Genomic DNA, 14,272 nt, shown 5'->3' on the forward strand with positions numbered 1-14,272 from the left:
GGTCACACCGACGGGGTATGACTGAACTATGAGCTCGACGGTGATGGCGTTGGCACGCGCCGAACGAATCGACCTGGCCGACTTTCTCGACTCACTCACCCCGAACCAATGGCGTGAGCAGAGCCTGTGCCAGGAGTGGAGCGTTCACGACCTCGTTGCGCACGTGATCAGCTACGAGGAGCACGGCCGGGCGGATCTGTTTCGCCGCTTTCGCAAGGCAGGCTTCCGGCCGGGCCGAATCAACGATGCCGCCCTCGCGGACTACCGGAACATGACGAACGACCAACTCGTCGTGTTCCTGCGCGCTCACCTCGACCCGCAAGGTTCGACGGCCGCGATGGGCGGCCGCGTCGGTCTGGTGGACGCGATAATCCACCAACAGGACATACGCCGTCCTTTGGGTATGCCTCGCGAAATTCCAGTCGATCGGATGCGCATTGCGTTGGACTTCGCGGTCACGGCGCCGCCGCTGCGTGGGTTCTGGCACACCCGGGGTGTTCGTATGGTGGCCACCGATGTCGACTGGGCACGTGGGCGTGGCCCTGAAGCCTCCGGTCCCGCCGAGGCCGTACTCATGACCCTCGCGGGCAGAGCAGGAGTGGCGCAGCAACTGTCCGGTCCGGGCAAGGAAACCCTGGTCCAGCGACTCGGGTGACCTCAACGAAAGTCTCTCGATCTACTGGCCATTCGTAGATCCATGAGTTGCATCCGGTCGGCGACCACCGTCACCGCACCTTCTGCGTTCTGCACCTTCCCGCGGATGAGCAGCGCAGGAGCGGTATGGGCAAGCTTTCGGTAGCGAGCCCACAGTCCCACCGAACACACCACGTTCACCATTCCCGTCTCGTCCTCGAGGTTGATGAACGTGACCCCCGCTGCGGTTGCAGGACGCTGCCGGTGCGTCACGGCTCCGCCGACCAGCACTCGATCCCCATCCGGGACCTGCAGCAACTGCGAAGCCGGGACCACGCCCAGCGCCTCGAGTTGTGGACGCAGAAACTGGGTCGGATAGGTATCCGGCGAGACCCCGGTCGCCCACACGTCCGCCGCCGCCAACTCCACGTCGCTCATGCCCGGCAATGTCGGCGCTCTCGTCGAAGCGCCCATTCCCGGTAGCCGATCCGGACGCTCCCCCGCCGCAGCGCCCGCAGCCCACAACGCTTCACGCCGGGTGAGCCCGAAACCGGCGAGCGCACCTGATGTGGCCAACGATTCCGCTTGCGCTGTGGTCAGTTCCACCCGGCCGGTGAGATCGAGGAACGACGTGAACGGCCCACCCGCATCCCGGGCGGCAACGATCTTCTCCGCGAGCGTCTGACCGATGTGCCGGACCTCCCCCAACCCCAACCTGACCTCCATCCCTTCGGCTTCGAGAGTCGCGTGCGCGAGGCTGGCGTTGACGTCGGCGCCGTGAACCTGCACTCCGTGCCTGCGAGCATCGGCAACGAGTGATTGGGGCGAATAGAACCCCATCGGCTGCGCCCGCAACAGGCCCGCGCAGAACGCCGCTGGATGGTGCAGTTTGAACCACGACGAATAGAACACGAGTGACGCAAAACTTTGCGAATGACTCTCGGGGAAGCCGAAATTGGCGAAGGCATAGAGCTTCTCGTAGATCCGGTCCGCCACGGCCCCTTCGATGCCGTGCAGCTCACGCATCCCCTGATACAACCTGCCACGGAGCCGTTCCATCTTCTCCGGCGAACGCTTCGATCCCATTGCCCTGCGCAACTGATCCGCCTCGGCGGGCGTGAACCCGGCGACGTCCACCGCCATCTGCATCAACTGTTCCTGGAAGAGCGGTATACCCAGAGTGCGTTCCAGAGCGTTCTCCAGGCTGGGGTGGTCGTACACCACGGGCTCGGTCTTGTTGCGGCGCCGAATGTACGGGTGAACCGACCCACCCTGGATGGGCCCGGGACGGATGAGTGCGACCTCGACCACCAGGTCGTAGAAGTTGCGGGGTTTGAGCCTGGGCAGTGTGGCCATCTGCGCCCGCGACTCCACCTGGAACACCCCTACGGAGTCGGCGCGCTGCAACATCTCGTACACGGCATCCTCGGTCAGATCCAACTCCCACAGATTCACGTCGAGGCCCTTGTGCTCGGACACCAGATCCAGCATGTAGTGCAGGGCAGAGAGCATTCCCAGGCCGAGAAGATCGAACTTCACCAGACCTACCGCCGCACAGTCGTCCTTGTCCCACTGCAGAACACTGCGGTTCTCCATGCGAGCCCACTCCACCGGGCACACGTCCGCGATCGGACGGTCGCAGATGACCATGCCGCCGGAGTGGATGCCGAGATGCCGAGGGAATCCTTCGATCTGCGAGGCGAGTTCCAGCACCGGAGCCGGGATATCGGTGCCGGTCTCCTTGCCGACGCCGGACCATCTGCTCACCTGTTTGCTCCACGCATCCTGCTGCCCCTGCGAGAAGCCCAGGGCTCGAGCCATGTCGCGGACGGACGACTTTCCTCGGTAGGTGATGACGTTCGCCACCTGCGCCGCGTATCTGCGGCCGTACTTCGTATATACGTGCTGGATGGCCTCTTCACGGCGATCCGATTCGATGTCCACATCGATGTCCGGTGGCCCGTCCCGCTCCGGCGACAGGAATCTTTCGAACAGCAGCTTGTTGGTCACCGGGTCCACGTTGGTGATGCCGATCGCGAAGCACACCGCCGAGTTGGCGGCAGACCCTCGTCCCTGACACAGGATGTCGTTGTTCTTGCAGAACGAGACGATGTCGTGGACCACCAGAAAGTAACCGGGAAAGTTCAGTTCGGTGATGATGCGCAGTTCGTGTTCGATCTGCCGATAGGCGTCCGGCCGCTGCTCGGGAGAGCCGTATCTTCGCGCAGCACCTTCCATCGTGAGCTGCCTCAGCCAGCTCGCTTCCGTATGACCTGCCGGAACATCGAACGGAGGAAGTTGCGGCGCGATCAGTTTCAGATCGAATGCGCATTCGCGGCCCAACTCGGCTGCGGCCGCAACGGCCTCCGGGTACTGCGCGAACAACCTCGACATCTCGTCACCGGAACGGAGGTGCCCGCCACCGGTGGGCGCCAACCAGCCGGCCGAGTCGTCGAGACTGCTCCGGGCACGAACGGCCGCCATGGCCATTGCCAGCCGCCTGCGTTCCGGGTTCGCGAAGTGTGCAGCCGTGGTAGCGATGATCGGAAGACTGTGTATCTCTGCAAGTTTCGCGAGCAAGGCATTGCGTTCGTCGTCCTCGGCGACACCGTGATGCGTCAGTTCGACGGTGACCCGATCCGCCCCGAACAGGTCGACCAGCCGGCGCAGTTCATGCTCCGCGGCATCGATGCCGCCTTCCAGAAGCGCGCGGCGCACGTGGCCTTTGCGGCAACCGGTCAGGATCTGCCAGTACCCACCGGCCGCGTCCGCAAGCTCGTCGATGTCGTAGTGAAGTTTCCCCTTCTCCCCGCCCACCATGTGTGCGGTGGCGATGGCACGCGAGAGCCGTCGGTACCCCTCCTGCCCACGCGCCAACACCAGAAGGTGCGATCCGCCCGGGTCCGGAGAGCCGGCCCGCGGGGCCGAGTCGAGCGACAGTTCGGATCCGAACACTGTCGGCATGCCGAGCGCCTGCGCGGCCTCGGCGAATCGCACCACTCCGTAGAACCCGTCGTGGTCCGTGAGTGCGATGGCTTCGAGTCCTAGCCGCACCGCCTCCTCGACCATCTCCTCCGGCGACGAGGCCCCGTCGAGGAAGCTGAACGAAGAATGCGCATGCAGTTCGGCGTAGGGCACTGAAGAAGCACTGGGTGGCCGAACATCGGCCTGGTACTCACCGCGCTTGCGCGACCACGCCGGACTGTCGCTGCCATCGCCGGGAAACAACTGCTCGGCGGGCACCCGACTCGGTTTGCCGGAGAGCACTCGCTCCATCTCCGACCATGTCGGAGGACCATTCCCCCACCCCATCTACCTGCACCTCTTCACACCGGACTCGAGTCTGGTCACGAACGAAGATGCCACCGGGGAAGACGCACCATCGAACTGATGTTCGATTATCTAGAGTGTGCCACTCGCCGACCCAGAAGGTCAATCGACAAATCGAGGTCGGCCACTTCCGCAGCCGACCTCGAACATGCGCTGTTCAGGGTTTCGTCGCAGCGATACGCCTACGCATCAACTCCAGTCCGACGACGACGAAACCTGCAACCACCACGTGCATCAGGGCCAGGCCCACTCGCGTCGCCACGTCGGCATCCGCCGACAACGAACCCGCGATCGTGACCAGGGGCAGCGCCGCGCCGACCACCTGCGCGACACGAATCACGCCGACCCACATGTACGAGACGAGTGCGGCCAGGGCGACACCGACCAGGACCGGAATTCCGGCGCTGGTCGCCACCCCGCTCACCCCGACCTCGTGCACCGATTCGCCGTCGAGAATCTCGAACGATGCACCGAAGGCAGTGAACAGTGCCCAGATCAGGGCGCTGCCGACCACTGCGCCCACGGTCGCGAGCGCAACAGCCTCCCAGCGCGCCAAGCTCCGCACATACCGGATGGGAGTGACGGAACCAGCGGATGTGACGACGTTCTCTGTGGAAGACATTCGATTCTCCTCGGTGTGAGTACATCCGCGTGTCTCGCGGTGTCACACAACCGTGCAACCTGAACAATGGTTTAGGTCAAGAGACAATTTTCCGAAGGTCTGCGAGCCGGTCGGACGGCAGCCGTTTGGGACAGCTCGTGCACTTGTTCTCACGGGCCTCGTAGATCAGGCAGCAGGACGCACGCTGAGTGAATCTCCTGCTCCGGCTACCAGCGGTCACGTCGACGAAGCGGGTCGACGGCATGGGTGCACCCGCGCCCCGCATCTCTTCGACCAAGCGCTGCGCGAACGCGCTACCGAACAGGCGACCACCCGAAGCATCTCCCGCATCCAGCGCCCGGTTCGCCACGGAATCGGTGGCGATCGCCCACAACGCCCGGGGACGAACACCCGAGGCCTCGGCGAGCGCCGCGATCAGGTCACCGAGCGTTCCAGCCAGCTCCTCCGCCAAGCGCGACATCCCATCGTGCATCGAGAGAAATGTGTCACCGCGCAAGCCCCCGAAGTAGCCGTCCGGCCGCAGGAAGGCGGTGGCATCCGCGAGCTGCGGCTGAGCCGCGAACCCGGTGAGCATCGCCGTGGCCACCGGGATTCCCGTCAACGTCGAGCTTGCCGAGTACCACCACAGCGTGCCGTTGACGCGCGGATCGACGCTCCCCCACCTGCGCCCCGTGTCCGCTACGCGCTGCGCCATCCATTCGACGTCCAGCATCTCGGCGGCCGGAAAGCTCGGGGCGCCTGCGGGTGGATCGATCTGATCTGCGAGTACCGGAACCCGTTGCGCTGTGCGGGCATACACGTCATTCATCGGCCAGACCCAGAATTTCCATCGACGGCTTCGGATGTGAACGTACGTGCGCCTTGATGCCGAACACACCGGCGAGCAAGCCGTCGTCGAGCACCTCTGCCGGTGACCCGTCCGCCACGACGCGCCCGTCGTCCAGCACTGCCAACCTGTCGCAGTACTCGACCGCCATACGCAGATCGTGCATGGTGACGACGATCGCGAGACCTCGCGCGGCCAAGTCTCCGAGCACTTTCATCACGGTCAACTGATGCCGCAGGTCGAGGTGATTGGTCGGTTCGTCGAGCAGCAAGATCTCGGGTTGCTGCGCAAGGGCGCGCGCTATCGACACCCGTTGCCGCTCACCGCCGGAAAGGGCCTGCACGTCACGTGTCGCCAAGCCGAGCAAGTCCACCTGACGCAGGCAATCCTCGACGATCTCGTCGTCGGATCCGGTGGGACGGTCGAACCAACCCCGGTGCGGCACACGACCGAGCCCCACCGACTCGCGCACCGTCAGTCCGGCCGACGCCTGCGGTTCCTGACTGCTGACTCCGATGGTGGTCGCAAGCTTTCTGCGTCCCACGGTCTCTGCGTCGGCGCCCTCGACCCACACGGTGCCACCGCTCGGACGCAATGCTCGGTAGCTGCACCGCAGAGCCGTCGTCTTGCCCGATCCGTTCGGTCCGACCAGGCCGAGAATCTCCCCGGGCCGCACGGCGAAATCGACGTCACGAAGCACCTGACGCGAACCGAGGGATGCGGACACCCGTTCCAATGCAAGGGATTCGATCATGCGCCCTCCTTCCGATACTGGCGGTAGAGCATCCACACGAATATGGGGGCCCCGACGAGGGCAGTGATGACGCCGACCGGAACTTCGGTGTCGGCCACCAGGGCTCTCGCGAGGGTGTCGGCCAATACGAGCGCAATGGCGCCGACGAGCATGGCGACCGGAAACAGCCGTACCGCACGGGTGCCGACCATGTAGCCGGCCAAGTGGGGAATCAGCAACCCGATGAATCCGATTCCGCCCGCCACCGACACGGCCGCACCGGCCAGCACGGACACTCCGAGCAGTTGCACCACTCGAAACCTGCGGACGTTCATGCCGAGGGCCGCGGCGCCGTCGTCCCCTGTCTTCAGCAGATCCATCCGACCGGCACCGAGCAGGATGGCGGTACCGACGATCAGGAGCGCCAGCGCCGGGAACACCGATGTGGACCAGCGCGCATCACCGAGACCACCGGCCAGCCAGTGCAGCACCCCGCTGAGCTGGTTCTCGTTCGCGATGACCAGCATCGTGAAGGTGATGAGTGCAGAAAAGACCTGAGCAAGGGCAACACCGACGAGAATGATCGCGGTGGGCTGCGGATATCGCCCGCCTATCGCCAGTGACAGAAACAGCGGCACCATGGCGCCGACGAACGCTGCGAGCGGGATCGTGAAGGCGCCGAGCGCACCTGCGCCCACGCCGAGGACCATCACGAGAACGACACCGAAGCCGGCACCCGACGACACTCCGAGCAGATAGGGATCGGCGAGCGGATTGCGGGTGACCGCCTGCGCAACGCCACCCGCAAGGGCGAGCGCCGCGCCCACCACCGCAGCGGTGACAGCCCGTGGCAGACGCGAGTCCACGACGATGGATTCACGAGCCGCAGACCACCAGGGTTCGAAGCTGTCCGGAACCACCGTGTGCGCAACGATGGCCCACACATCACCGATCGGAATGCGCACCGATCCGAACGACACCCCGAGCCCGAGTACGAACAGCAGGCCCGCGGTGAGAAATACGAGCAGCACACCGAATCCGAGGCGCCGGGGCTGTCGATCTTCACTCGGTGCCGACGGCGCCGGCCGGCGCGCCTGCACGGTGGACGTCACGGCTGCGACATCCGATCGGGATGAAGGGCCTCCGCGATCGTCTGGGCCGACCCCAGGAGTCGTGGGCTCTCGAAGAAGTCGTCGAGGGGAACCACGATGAATCGATCGTTCTGCACGGCCGGCGTCGTCGCCATGATGGGCTGGGACTTCAGGAAGTCGATCTTCTGCTGCGCGTTCTTGTCGCCGTAGTCGAGAACGACGATCGCCTCGGGTGCGCGCTCACCAATGGTTTCCCACGTGCTGTTCGGGTAGGGCTTCTCCCCTTCGGAGAAGAGATTGATCGCGCCCGAATAGTCGGCGATCAACTGGCCCACACCGACCCCGCCGACGGTCATCGGGACGTCCTCACCCGAGTCGTAGAAGAAGGTGGGCACGGGGGCAGCATCGCCGATCCTGCCGCGCACCTGCTCGAGGCCGTCGACCACCCTGCCGGAGACCTGCGCGGCTGCTGGTTCCGCGCCGAGAATCTGCCCGAGTTGCGTGTAGTCGTTGGTGAGCATGCCGATGTCCGGGAATCCCGTTCCGCAGTATTCCGAGAACAGGAAGGTCGCGATCCCCTTGTCTTCGAGCGCGTCGCGTGAGCGGCCTTCCTTCTCGTTGAACGAACTCTTCATGCCGCCGACAACGAGGTCGGGATCCAGATCGAGAATCTGTTCCGACGTGGGGTACTCGTGGGCCAAGCCCTGGATCTTCGAGAACTCGTCCGCGAATTCGGGAAGTGGGGTGGCGTCCTGGTACCCCATTCCGACGATCCGGTCGCCCACACCCATCTCGATGAGCACCTCGGTGACGTGATCGTTCATCGAGACGATTCGCTGTGGCGGCGAATCGAATACCTGAGTCCGATCACAGTTGGTGATCGACACCGGCTCGGCGAACGCCTCCGCCGATTCCGACTCCTGGACGGCCTCACCGCGCGAACATCCGGCGACCAGGACTGTGGACGCAGCGACGAAGACCGCACTGCGAAGCAGTGGTGAAAAGCGCATACAAACCTCATTGGGGGCTCAGAGCCACGAACCAACGACCGGCCAACTCGCGGACCATCGCCGCGGGACGGGCAGGACTCCGTTTCGTAGACCACGACGAACTGGGGTCACACACCGTTCGACGGGTAATCGGGCTCGTGATCGTGCGCCTGAATGGCGTGATCGATCACCTACCGTTGCGGGTCAGCGCCGGATTCGGACCGGCTTCCCCCTACGAATGGCTGCGCGTGGGTGTCGAGTATGCCCGAATCGATGATCGAACGCACCACCGAGACCCCGATCACTCACCTGCCCCACCCGTCGCACCGCTACTACAGTCGGCAGAACCGAAAACCATTCACCGATATCTACCGATCCGGAGAGAACGCATGACACGTTGGGCCTCGCTCGTCGTCACACGGAAGTGGTGGGTGCTGACTCTCGCGGTACTCGCAGTGGTCGTGAGCGGTGTGTGGGGCACCGGAGTGTTCTCGAAGCTCAGTCAAGGTGGATTCGTCGACCCGGGCAGTCAATCGGCAGAGGTCGCCCAGATCGTCGAGGACAACCTCGGTCCGCAGACGCCGGACATCATCGCCATCTACACGCCGCCCGAAGGCAAGACGCTCGACGACATCGGTCCGGCAGTCAGCGAGAACCTGGCCGCATTCCAGGACGAGGTGCCCACCCATTCGGTGAACTCGTATTGGAGCGCCGAGGGCCCGGCCAAAGCTCAGATGACCTCCAATGACGGCTCGATGGCCTCCGCTGCCATCACCGTCGACCCGGACGCCGGCATCGACGTCGCCAACTTCAACGACCTGCTGCCCAAACTCGAAGTGCCCGGCGTGGACGTCCAGTTCGCGGGAAACTCGGTGGTCGGCGTCGCGTTCAACAACCGGCTCCAGAGTGACCTCGTTCTCGCCGAGGGCATCGCGCTGCCTGTCACGCTCATCATGCTCGTGTTCATCTTCGGCGGCCTGGTCGCCGCCGCAGTTCCGGTGTTCGTCGGATTGCTCTCGATCTTCAGTGCCCTCGCCACTCTGCGATTGCTGACGATGTTCACCGACGTCAGTTCGTTCTCCATCAACGTCGCATCCCTGTTGGGGCTGGGTCTGGCGATCGACTACGGACTGTTCGTCGTCGGACGCTTCCGGGAGGAACTCGACGCCGGGGCAACGCCGTTGGAGGCCACCAAGCGCACGGTGCTCACCGCCGGCCGCACCGTCCTCTTCTCTGGTCTACTGCTGATCTGCGCCTTCTCCGGAATGCTCGTGTTCCCGCAGGACGTGATCAAGTCGCTCGGCTTCGGCGCGATTGCGGCAGTGGCCAGTGCAGCGCTCCTGTCGTTGACCGCTGTGCCCGCTCTGCTCGCCATTCTCGGCCACCGCATCAACGCGCTCAGCTGGCGCAAGGATGCCGCCAAGCGTGGCGAGGAACGGGCCCGCAAGTTCTGGGGTTCGGTGGTGACCCGAGTGATGGGTAAGCCGGTCGCGGTCGCTGTCACCATCGTGATCGGCCTCCTGGTGCTGGCCGCGCCGCTCACCAAGGCCACACTCGGCGAGGTCACCTACACGGCGCTGCCCGAGAACGATTCGGCGCGAACCGCCACCGACACCTTGGTCAACGACTTCCCCACGACCGGAAACGGCGCCACCGTCATCCTTCAGGGGTTGGACGGCGGGGCTCCCACGCCTGCCGAAGCCACGGAGGTCGCCACCGCTGCGCAAGGCATCGACGGGGTGAGCGGAGCGAGAATGGTGGCGTCCAACGCCGAACTCGCCGCTGTCCAGGTGACGTACTCCGAGGGTGCGGACACCGACCAACAGAGCGACGTCGTATCGAGCCTGCGGGCCCTCGATGCACCCGAAGGCACCGAGATTCTCGTGGGCGGCGGACAGGCCACGGTGGACGACGGCAACGCGGCCATCGTCGAGTGGCTGCCGGTGATGGTGGCGATCATGGTGATCTCGACGCTGATCCTGCTGTTCCTGGCGTTCGGGTCGATCGTCTTGCCCATCAAGGCCGTACTGATGGCGGGAATCAGCCTCGCCGCCACATTCGGAGTGCTGACGTTCGTCTTCCAACTCGGCCACGGCGCCGGACTCCTCGGGGTCAGTCCGTCACCGCTGGAACCGACGTTCGTCGTGCTGATCCTGGCGGTGGTATTCGGGCTGTCCACCGACTACGAGGTCTTTCTGATGTCCCGCATGGTGGAGGCGCGCAGCGAGGGCGCCACCACCGAAGAGGCCGTCAAATTCGGCGCAGAGCGCACCGGACGCATCGTCACCGCTGCGGCAATGCTGCTCGTCATCGTGACCGGCGCGTTCACGATCTCCGGTCTGTCGATCATGAGATTCCTCGGAGTCGGCATGATCGTCGCGCTCATCGTGGACGCCACGGTTGTGCGCATGCTGCTGGTCCCGTCGTTGGTCAAGCTGATGGGTGAGGCCAACTGGTGGGCGCCGGCGTGGATGAAGCGCATCCACGAAAAGGTGGGTATCGGCCACTAGCCGTACTCAACTGTTCCGAACACTGGACGCCGAACTTACCCCGGAGTAAGTTCGCGTCATGGCTACCTACATCGTCACGGGCGGAACCGGGTTTCTCGGTCGTCACGTACTGACCGAACTCCTCGCTCGCGACGAAGCTGCTCGGGTCCACGTTCTCGTCCGACCCGGTTCGGTCGACCGTTTGAAGACGATGGCAAGAAGCCTGCCCGGCGGAGACCGCATCGAGCCCCTCGTCGGAGACCTCACCGAACCCGACCTCGGAATCTCGGATCCACCGGAAGCCGACCACGTGCTGCACCTGGGTGCGATCTACGACCTGACCGCCGGCGAGGAACAGGCCGCCACCAATATCGAGGGCACCCGGTCGGTCGTCGCACTGGCAAAACAACTGGACGCGACTCTGCATCACGTGTCGTCCATCGCCGTGGCCGGAGACCACCGCGGCACGTTCACAGAAGACGATTTCGATCTCGGCCAACGCTTCCCCACTCCGTACCACCGCACCAAGTTCGAGGCCGAGAAACTCGTCCGCGATTCGGGAGTACGCCACCGCATCTACCGCCCTTCGGCTGTCGTCGGCAGTTCACGCACCGGCGCGATCGACAAGATCGACGGCCCGTACTACCTGTTTCCCGCCTTCGCTGCGCTGGCGAAGCTCCCCCACGCCCTCCCGGTGGCGGTGCCGGATCTCGGCGCGACGAATCTCGTTCCGGTCGACTACGTCGCACGCGCGCTCGTACACCTCATGACCTCCGCCGAGGGCGACGGTCGAACCTTCCACCTGGTCAATCCGAAACCACAGCCGGTCCGCGAGATCTACTCGGCCCTGGCGAATGCGTCCGGTGCACCCCGTGCCGTCGCCGGCCTGCCCGGCGCCATCGTCAGGCCGATCGTGGAGCCGACATCGATCGGCCCGATCGATGTAGGGCGAGCCTTCGCTCTGAAGTCCCTCGGCATACCTCCCGTCCTGCTCGACAACATGACGCTGCCCACCACTTTCGTGAACGAGAAGACTCGAGAAGCCCTGGCCGGCAGCGGCATCACCGTGCCCGACTTCTCCGAGTACGCCGCCACCCTGTGGTCGTACTGGCGTGAGAACCTCGATCCCAACCGCGCCCGGCGCCGGGATTCGCGCGGCCCCCTCGTGGGACGTCACATCGTCATCACGGGCGCCTCGTCGGGAATCGGCAGAAGCTCTGCACTCGCTCTGGCGGACGAAGGTGCGACCGTGTTGCTCCTCGCCCGACGAGAGGACGAACTCGACGTGGTGGTGAAGGAGATTCGCACGAGCGGCGGCGAGGCGCACGCCTATCCGTGCGACATCACCGACACCGAATCGGTGGATCGCACGGTGGCAGCGATCCTCGACGAGCACGCACATGTGGACATGCTCGTGAACAACGCGGGCCGGTCCATCAGGCGCGGGATCTACCACTCGACGGACCGTCTGCACGACTACGAACGCACCATGGCAGTCAACTACTTCGGTGCCGTCCGGATGATTCTCGCGCTACTGCCGCAGATGAAGGAGCGACGATTCGGCCACATCGTCAACATCAGCAGCGCCGGGGTGCAGTCGGCGACACCGCGATTCTCGGCCTACGTGGCCAGCAAGTCGGCACTGGACGGGTTCACCAACGTTGCCGCAGCCGAAACCCTTTCGGACGGAATCACCTTCACGACCATTCACATGCCGCTGGTCCGTACACCCATGATCGCGCCGACCGAGCAGTACAACGCCGGACCGGCGACCAGCCCCGAGGATGCGGCACAGATGGTGGTGCGTGCGCTCGTCGAACGCCCGAAGCGGATCGACGTTGCCATCGGAACCCTCGGCGAATTCGGCTACTTCTTCGCACCTCGCACCAAAGACCTACTGCTCCATCAGCTGTACAAGATGTTTCCGGACTCCGCGGCAGCCCGCGGCAACAAGGCCCCCGACGCCGTGCCACCGACTCCGAAGAAGGAGGGGCTCGCCCTGCCGACGCCACCACTTCTCGGCAATGTCGTTCGGAGAGTGGGAAACCTGATTCCCGGCGTCTATTGGTGAGGCTGCTCGCGTACGTCACGGGCGATCAACGCCGTGACGCTCTTGACCGCCGCACCGCAGCTCGCCGGCCGAGGTGCCAGTTCCGACTCCTCGATCGTGACCGCCCATCGTCGCCCGTCGGCGTGGACGACCGTTTCGCCCTCGATGCTCAGCTCGTCGATGCCCGCCTTCACCCGTTGTCGGACAGCGTTCTCTGCCACCTGCCCGCGAGGGCTCCACACGCTGCGCCCGCGTAAGCCTTCCAGTCGGACCTCGCCCTCACATGCCGACCGAACAGCGGCCAGGCTCGCATCCGAGTCGAGGCGTCCATACGTGTATCCGCTGGGAAGCAGGATCATCGAGGGCGCGAAGCGGTGTCCCCCGGTGTGCGAGCACTCCCAGACGTCGTCGCCGAACTCCGCCGCCAGCGACGCCGCAACTGGACGCCCGAAGACCGCGCAGCACTGGTCACGCTTGCCATGCGCGCACACCAGCACCACCGGGTTCTCGACCAGTCGCCCCAGACCTGGAGCCTCACCCGACACGGCGCCGAAGTCGATGTCGATGTCGAGCAGACCGGCAGGCGTATCGATCTCGAGCCGCTCGCACCACGAACGGGCAGGATGGGACTGAGCCAGCAGGACGGTGTGCGCTGGGCGCTCCGAGGTGCCGCCTGTGAGCACACTGCGTCCCGGTCTTCTGATGAACATGATGCGCACGCCGGCAGCGTCGGCTCGGGCCCGCAGTTCGTCGGCCAGCTCTTTACCCAGGGCCGTTCCGTCCAGAACGTCGCGTCCCCAGCCGCCCGGATACTCCAGACACACCCACCCGGCCACCTGGGCGGCCGTTCCGCCAAGCGGCTCGTCCACGGCAGAGGCCGCCGAACAACTCATCCCCTCGAGTCCCGTCACGGTGCCATTGTCTCAGTCGTGAAACTTCCGCTTCTCGGCGAGTTGCTGCACGAACTTCTCGATCCGCCGCGCACGGGTCTCGGGTCGTTTCGCATCCTGCAGCCGATAGAACACGGCGTATCGGTTCTGACTGTTCAACGTCTCGAAGAAGGCCGCAGCCTCGGGGTTGCGGGACAGCGCTTCGAGGAAATCATCGGGAACCTTCGCAGTCTTCGGTCCGTCGTACGCCCGATCCCAGCGGCCGTCCGCCTTTGCGCGCTCCACTTCGGCGATGCCGGAAGGCTCGAGCATCCCGCGCTCGGCCAGCGCCGTCACCGCATCGCAGTTGCGTTTCGACCACGGACTCCTGGAACTACGCGGGGTGAAGCGCTGCACGAACCAGTCGTCGTCGATTCGTTTGGCACGGCTGTCGATCCAGCCGAAACACAGGGCCACTTCGAGTGCCTGCGCATAGTCGATCGATGAGTACGTGGACGATTTCTTCGCCATCTTCAACTCCAGGCCCGGCGACGAGCTGTGGTTCGTCTCCATCCAGGCGCGGAACTCCGACCCGTCCGCGAACAGTTCGACCGGTAGCTCTTGCGAAGGCATGGACCGA

Annotated in this window: 11 protein-coding genes and 1 riboswitch; of the genes, 3 read left to right on the forward strand and 8 right to left on the reverse strand. The window is 64.8% G+C overall.

Features of this window, described 5'->3' with window-relative positions; genetic code table 11:
* Nucleotides 1–43: 43 nt before the first annotated feature.
* A complete protein-coding gene (locus ACZI8R_RS06785) occupies nt 44–655 on the forward strand; it encodes a maleylpyruvate isomerase family mycothiol-dependent enzyme (protein WP_463379273.1) in 612 nt (203 codons plus the stop codon).
* A 2-nt stretch (nt 656–657) separates the two neighbouring features.
* On the opposite strand, the gene ACZI8R_RS06790 is transcribed toward ACZI8R_RS06785, so the two are convergent.
* From ACZI8R_RS06790 to ACZI8R_RS06815, 6 genes are all read right to left on the reverse strand, one after another.
* On the reverse strand, nt 658–3,945 hold the full coding sequence (locus ACZI8R_RS06790) for an error-prone DNA polymerase (RefSeq protein ID WP_463378832.1): 3,288 nt from the start codon (nt 3,943–3,945) through the stop codon (nt 658–660).
* Nucleotides 3,946–4,120: 175 nt separating this feature from the next.
* Complete coding sequence (locus tag ACZI8R_RS06795) at nt 4,121–4,585, reverse strand: DUF6069 family protein (RefSeq protein ID WP_463378833.1); 465 nt, start codon at nt 4,583–4,585, stop codon at nt 4,121–4,123.
* Nucleotides 4,586–4,661: 76 nt separating this feature from the next.
* Complete coding sequence (locus tag ACZI8R_RS06800) at nt 4,662–5,393, reverse strand: (2Fe-2S)-binding protein (protein WP_463378834.1); 732 nt, start codon at nt 5,391–5,393, stop codon at nt 4,662–4,664.
* Nucleotides 5,386–6,165 (reverse strand): ABC transporter ATP-binding protein, encoded by a 780-nt coding sequence (locus ACZI8R_RS06805; RefSeq protein WP_463378835.1) that lies wholly within the window; start codon nt 6,163–6,165, stop codon nt 5,386–5,388. The genes ACZI8R_RS06800 and ACZI8R_RS06805 overlap by 8 nt, the downstream gene beginning before the upstream one ends.
* Nucleotides 6,162–7,244 carry a FecCD family ABC transporter permease gene (locus ACZI8R_RS06810; protein ID WP_463379274.1) on the reverse strand — a complete coding sequence of 361 codons (1,083 nt, stop codon included), beginning with the start codon at nt 7,242–7,244 and terminating at the stop codon, nt 6,162–6,164. The genes ACZI8R_RS06805 and ACZI8R_RS06810 overlap by 4 nt, the downstream gene beginning before the upstream one ends.
* 8 nt (nt 7,245–7,252) lie before the next feature.
* Complete coding sequence (locus ACZI8R_RS06815; protein WP_463378836.1) at nt 7,253–8,245, reverse strand: ABC transporter substrate-binding protein; 993 nt, start codon at nt 8,243–8,245, stop codon at nt 7,253–7,255.
* Nucleotides 8,246–8,348: 103 nt separating this feature from the next.
* Nucleotides 8,349–8,521: riboswitch (cobalamin riboswitch) on the reverse strand.
* Nucleotides 8,522–8,613: 92 nt separating this feature from the next.
* Here ACZI8R_RS06815 and ACZI8R_RS06820 point away from each other — a divergent pair.
* A complete protein-coding gene (locus ACZI8R_RS06820) occupies nt 8,614–10,734 on the forward strand; it encodes an MMPL family transporter (protein ID WP_463378837.1) in 2,121 nt (706 codons plus the stop codon).
* 58 nt (nt 10,735–10,792) lie between these two features.
* Nucleotides 10,793–12,784 (forward strand): SDR family oxidoreductase, encoded by a 1,992-nt coding sequence (locus tag ACZI8R_RS06825; protein ID WP_463378838.1) that lies wholly within the window; start codon nt 10,793–10,795, stop codon nt 12,782–12,784.
* Here ACZI8R_RS06825 and ACZI8R_RS06830 read toward each other — a convergent pair.
* The gene (locus tag ACZI8R_RS06830; protein WP_463379275.1) at nt 12,775–13,656 is read right to left on the reverse strand and encodes a ferredoxin family protein; all 882 of its coding nucleotides are present in this window, start codon (nt 13,654–13,656) and stop codon (nt 12,775–12,777) included. The genes ACZI8R_RS06825 and ACZI8R_RS06830 overlap by 10 nt on opposite strands.
* Before the next feature lie 30 nt (nt 13,657–13,686).
* Nucleotides 13,687–14,265 (reverse strand): YdeI/OmpD-associated family protein, encoded by a 579-nt coding sequence (locus tag ACZI8R_RS06835; protein WP_463378839.1) that lies wholly within the window; start codon nt 14,263–14,265, stop codon nt 13,687–13,689.
* Nucleotides 14,266–14,272: the final 7 nt, after the last annotated feature.

The sequence above is a fragment of the Rhodococcus huquni genome, assembly GCF_055231055.1.

Excerpts from the sequence above, each read along its gene's own strand:
- ACZI8R_RS06785 (WP_463379273.1), top strand. The coding sequence starts at position 44 with ATGGCGTTGGCACGCGCCGAACGAATCGACCTGGCCGACTTTCTCGAC.
- ACZI8R_RS06790 (WP_463378832.1), bottom strand. The coding sequence starts at position 3,945 with ATGGGGTGGGGGAATGGTCCTCCGACATGGTCGGAGATGGAGCGAGTG.
- ACZI8R_RS06795 (WP_463378833.1), bottom strand. The coding sequence starts at position 4,585 with ATGTCTTCCACAGAGAACGTCGTCACATCCGCTGGTTCCGTCACTCCC.
- ACZI8R_RS06800 (WP_463378834.1), bottom strand. The coding sequence starts at position 5,393 with ATGAATGACGTGTATGCCCGCACAGCGCAACGGGTTCCGGTACTCGCA.
- ACZI8R_RS06805 (WP_463378835.1), bottom strand. The coding sequence starts at position 6,165 with ATGATCGAATCCCTTGCATTGGAACGGGTGTCCGCATCCCTCGGTTCG.
- ACZI8R_RS06815 (WP_463378836.1), bottom strand. The coding sequence starts at position 8,245 with ATGCGCTTTTCACCACTGCTTCGCAGTGCGGTCTTCGTCGCTGCGTCC.
- ACZI8R_RS06820 (WP_463378837.1), top strand. The coding sequence starts at position 8,614 with ATGACACGTTGGGCCTCGCTCGTCGTCACACGGAAGTGGTGGGTGCTG.
- ACZI8R_RS06825 (WP_463378838.1), top strand. The coding sequence starts at position 10,793 with ATGGCTACCTACATCGTCACGGGCGGAACCGGGTTTCTCGGTCGTCAC.
- ACZI8R_RS06830 (WP_463379275.1), bottom strand. The coding sequence starts at position 13,656 with ATGAGTTGTTCGGCGGCCTCTGCCGTGGACGAGCCGCTTGGCGGAACG.
- ACZI8R_RS06835 (WP_463378839.1), bottom strand. The coding sequence starts at position 14,265 with ATGCCTTCGCAAGAGCTACCGGTCGAACTGTTCGCGGACGGGTCGGAG.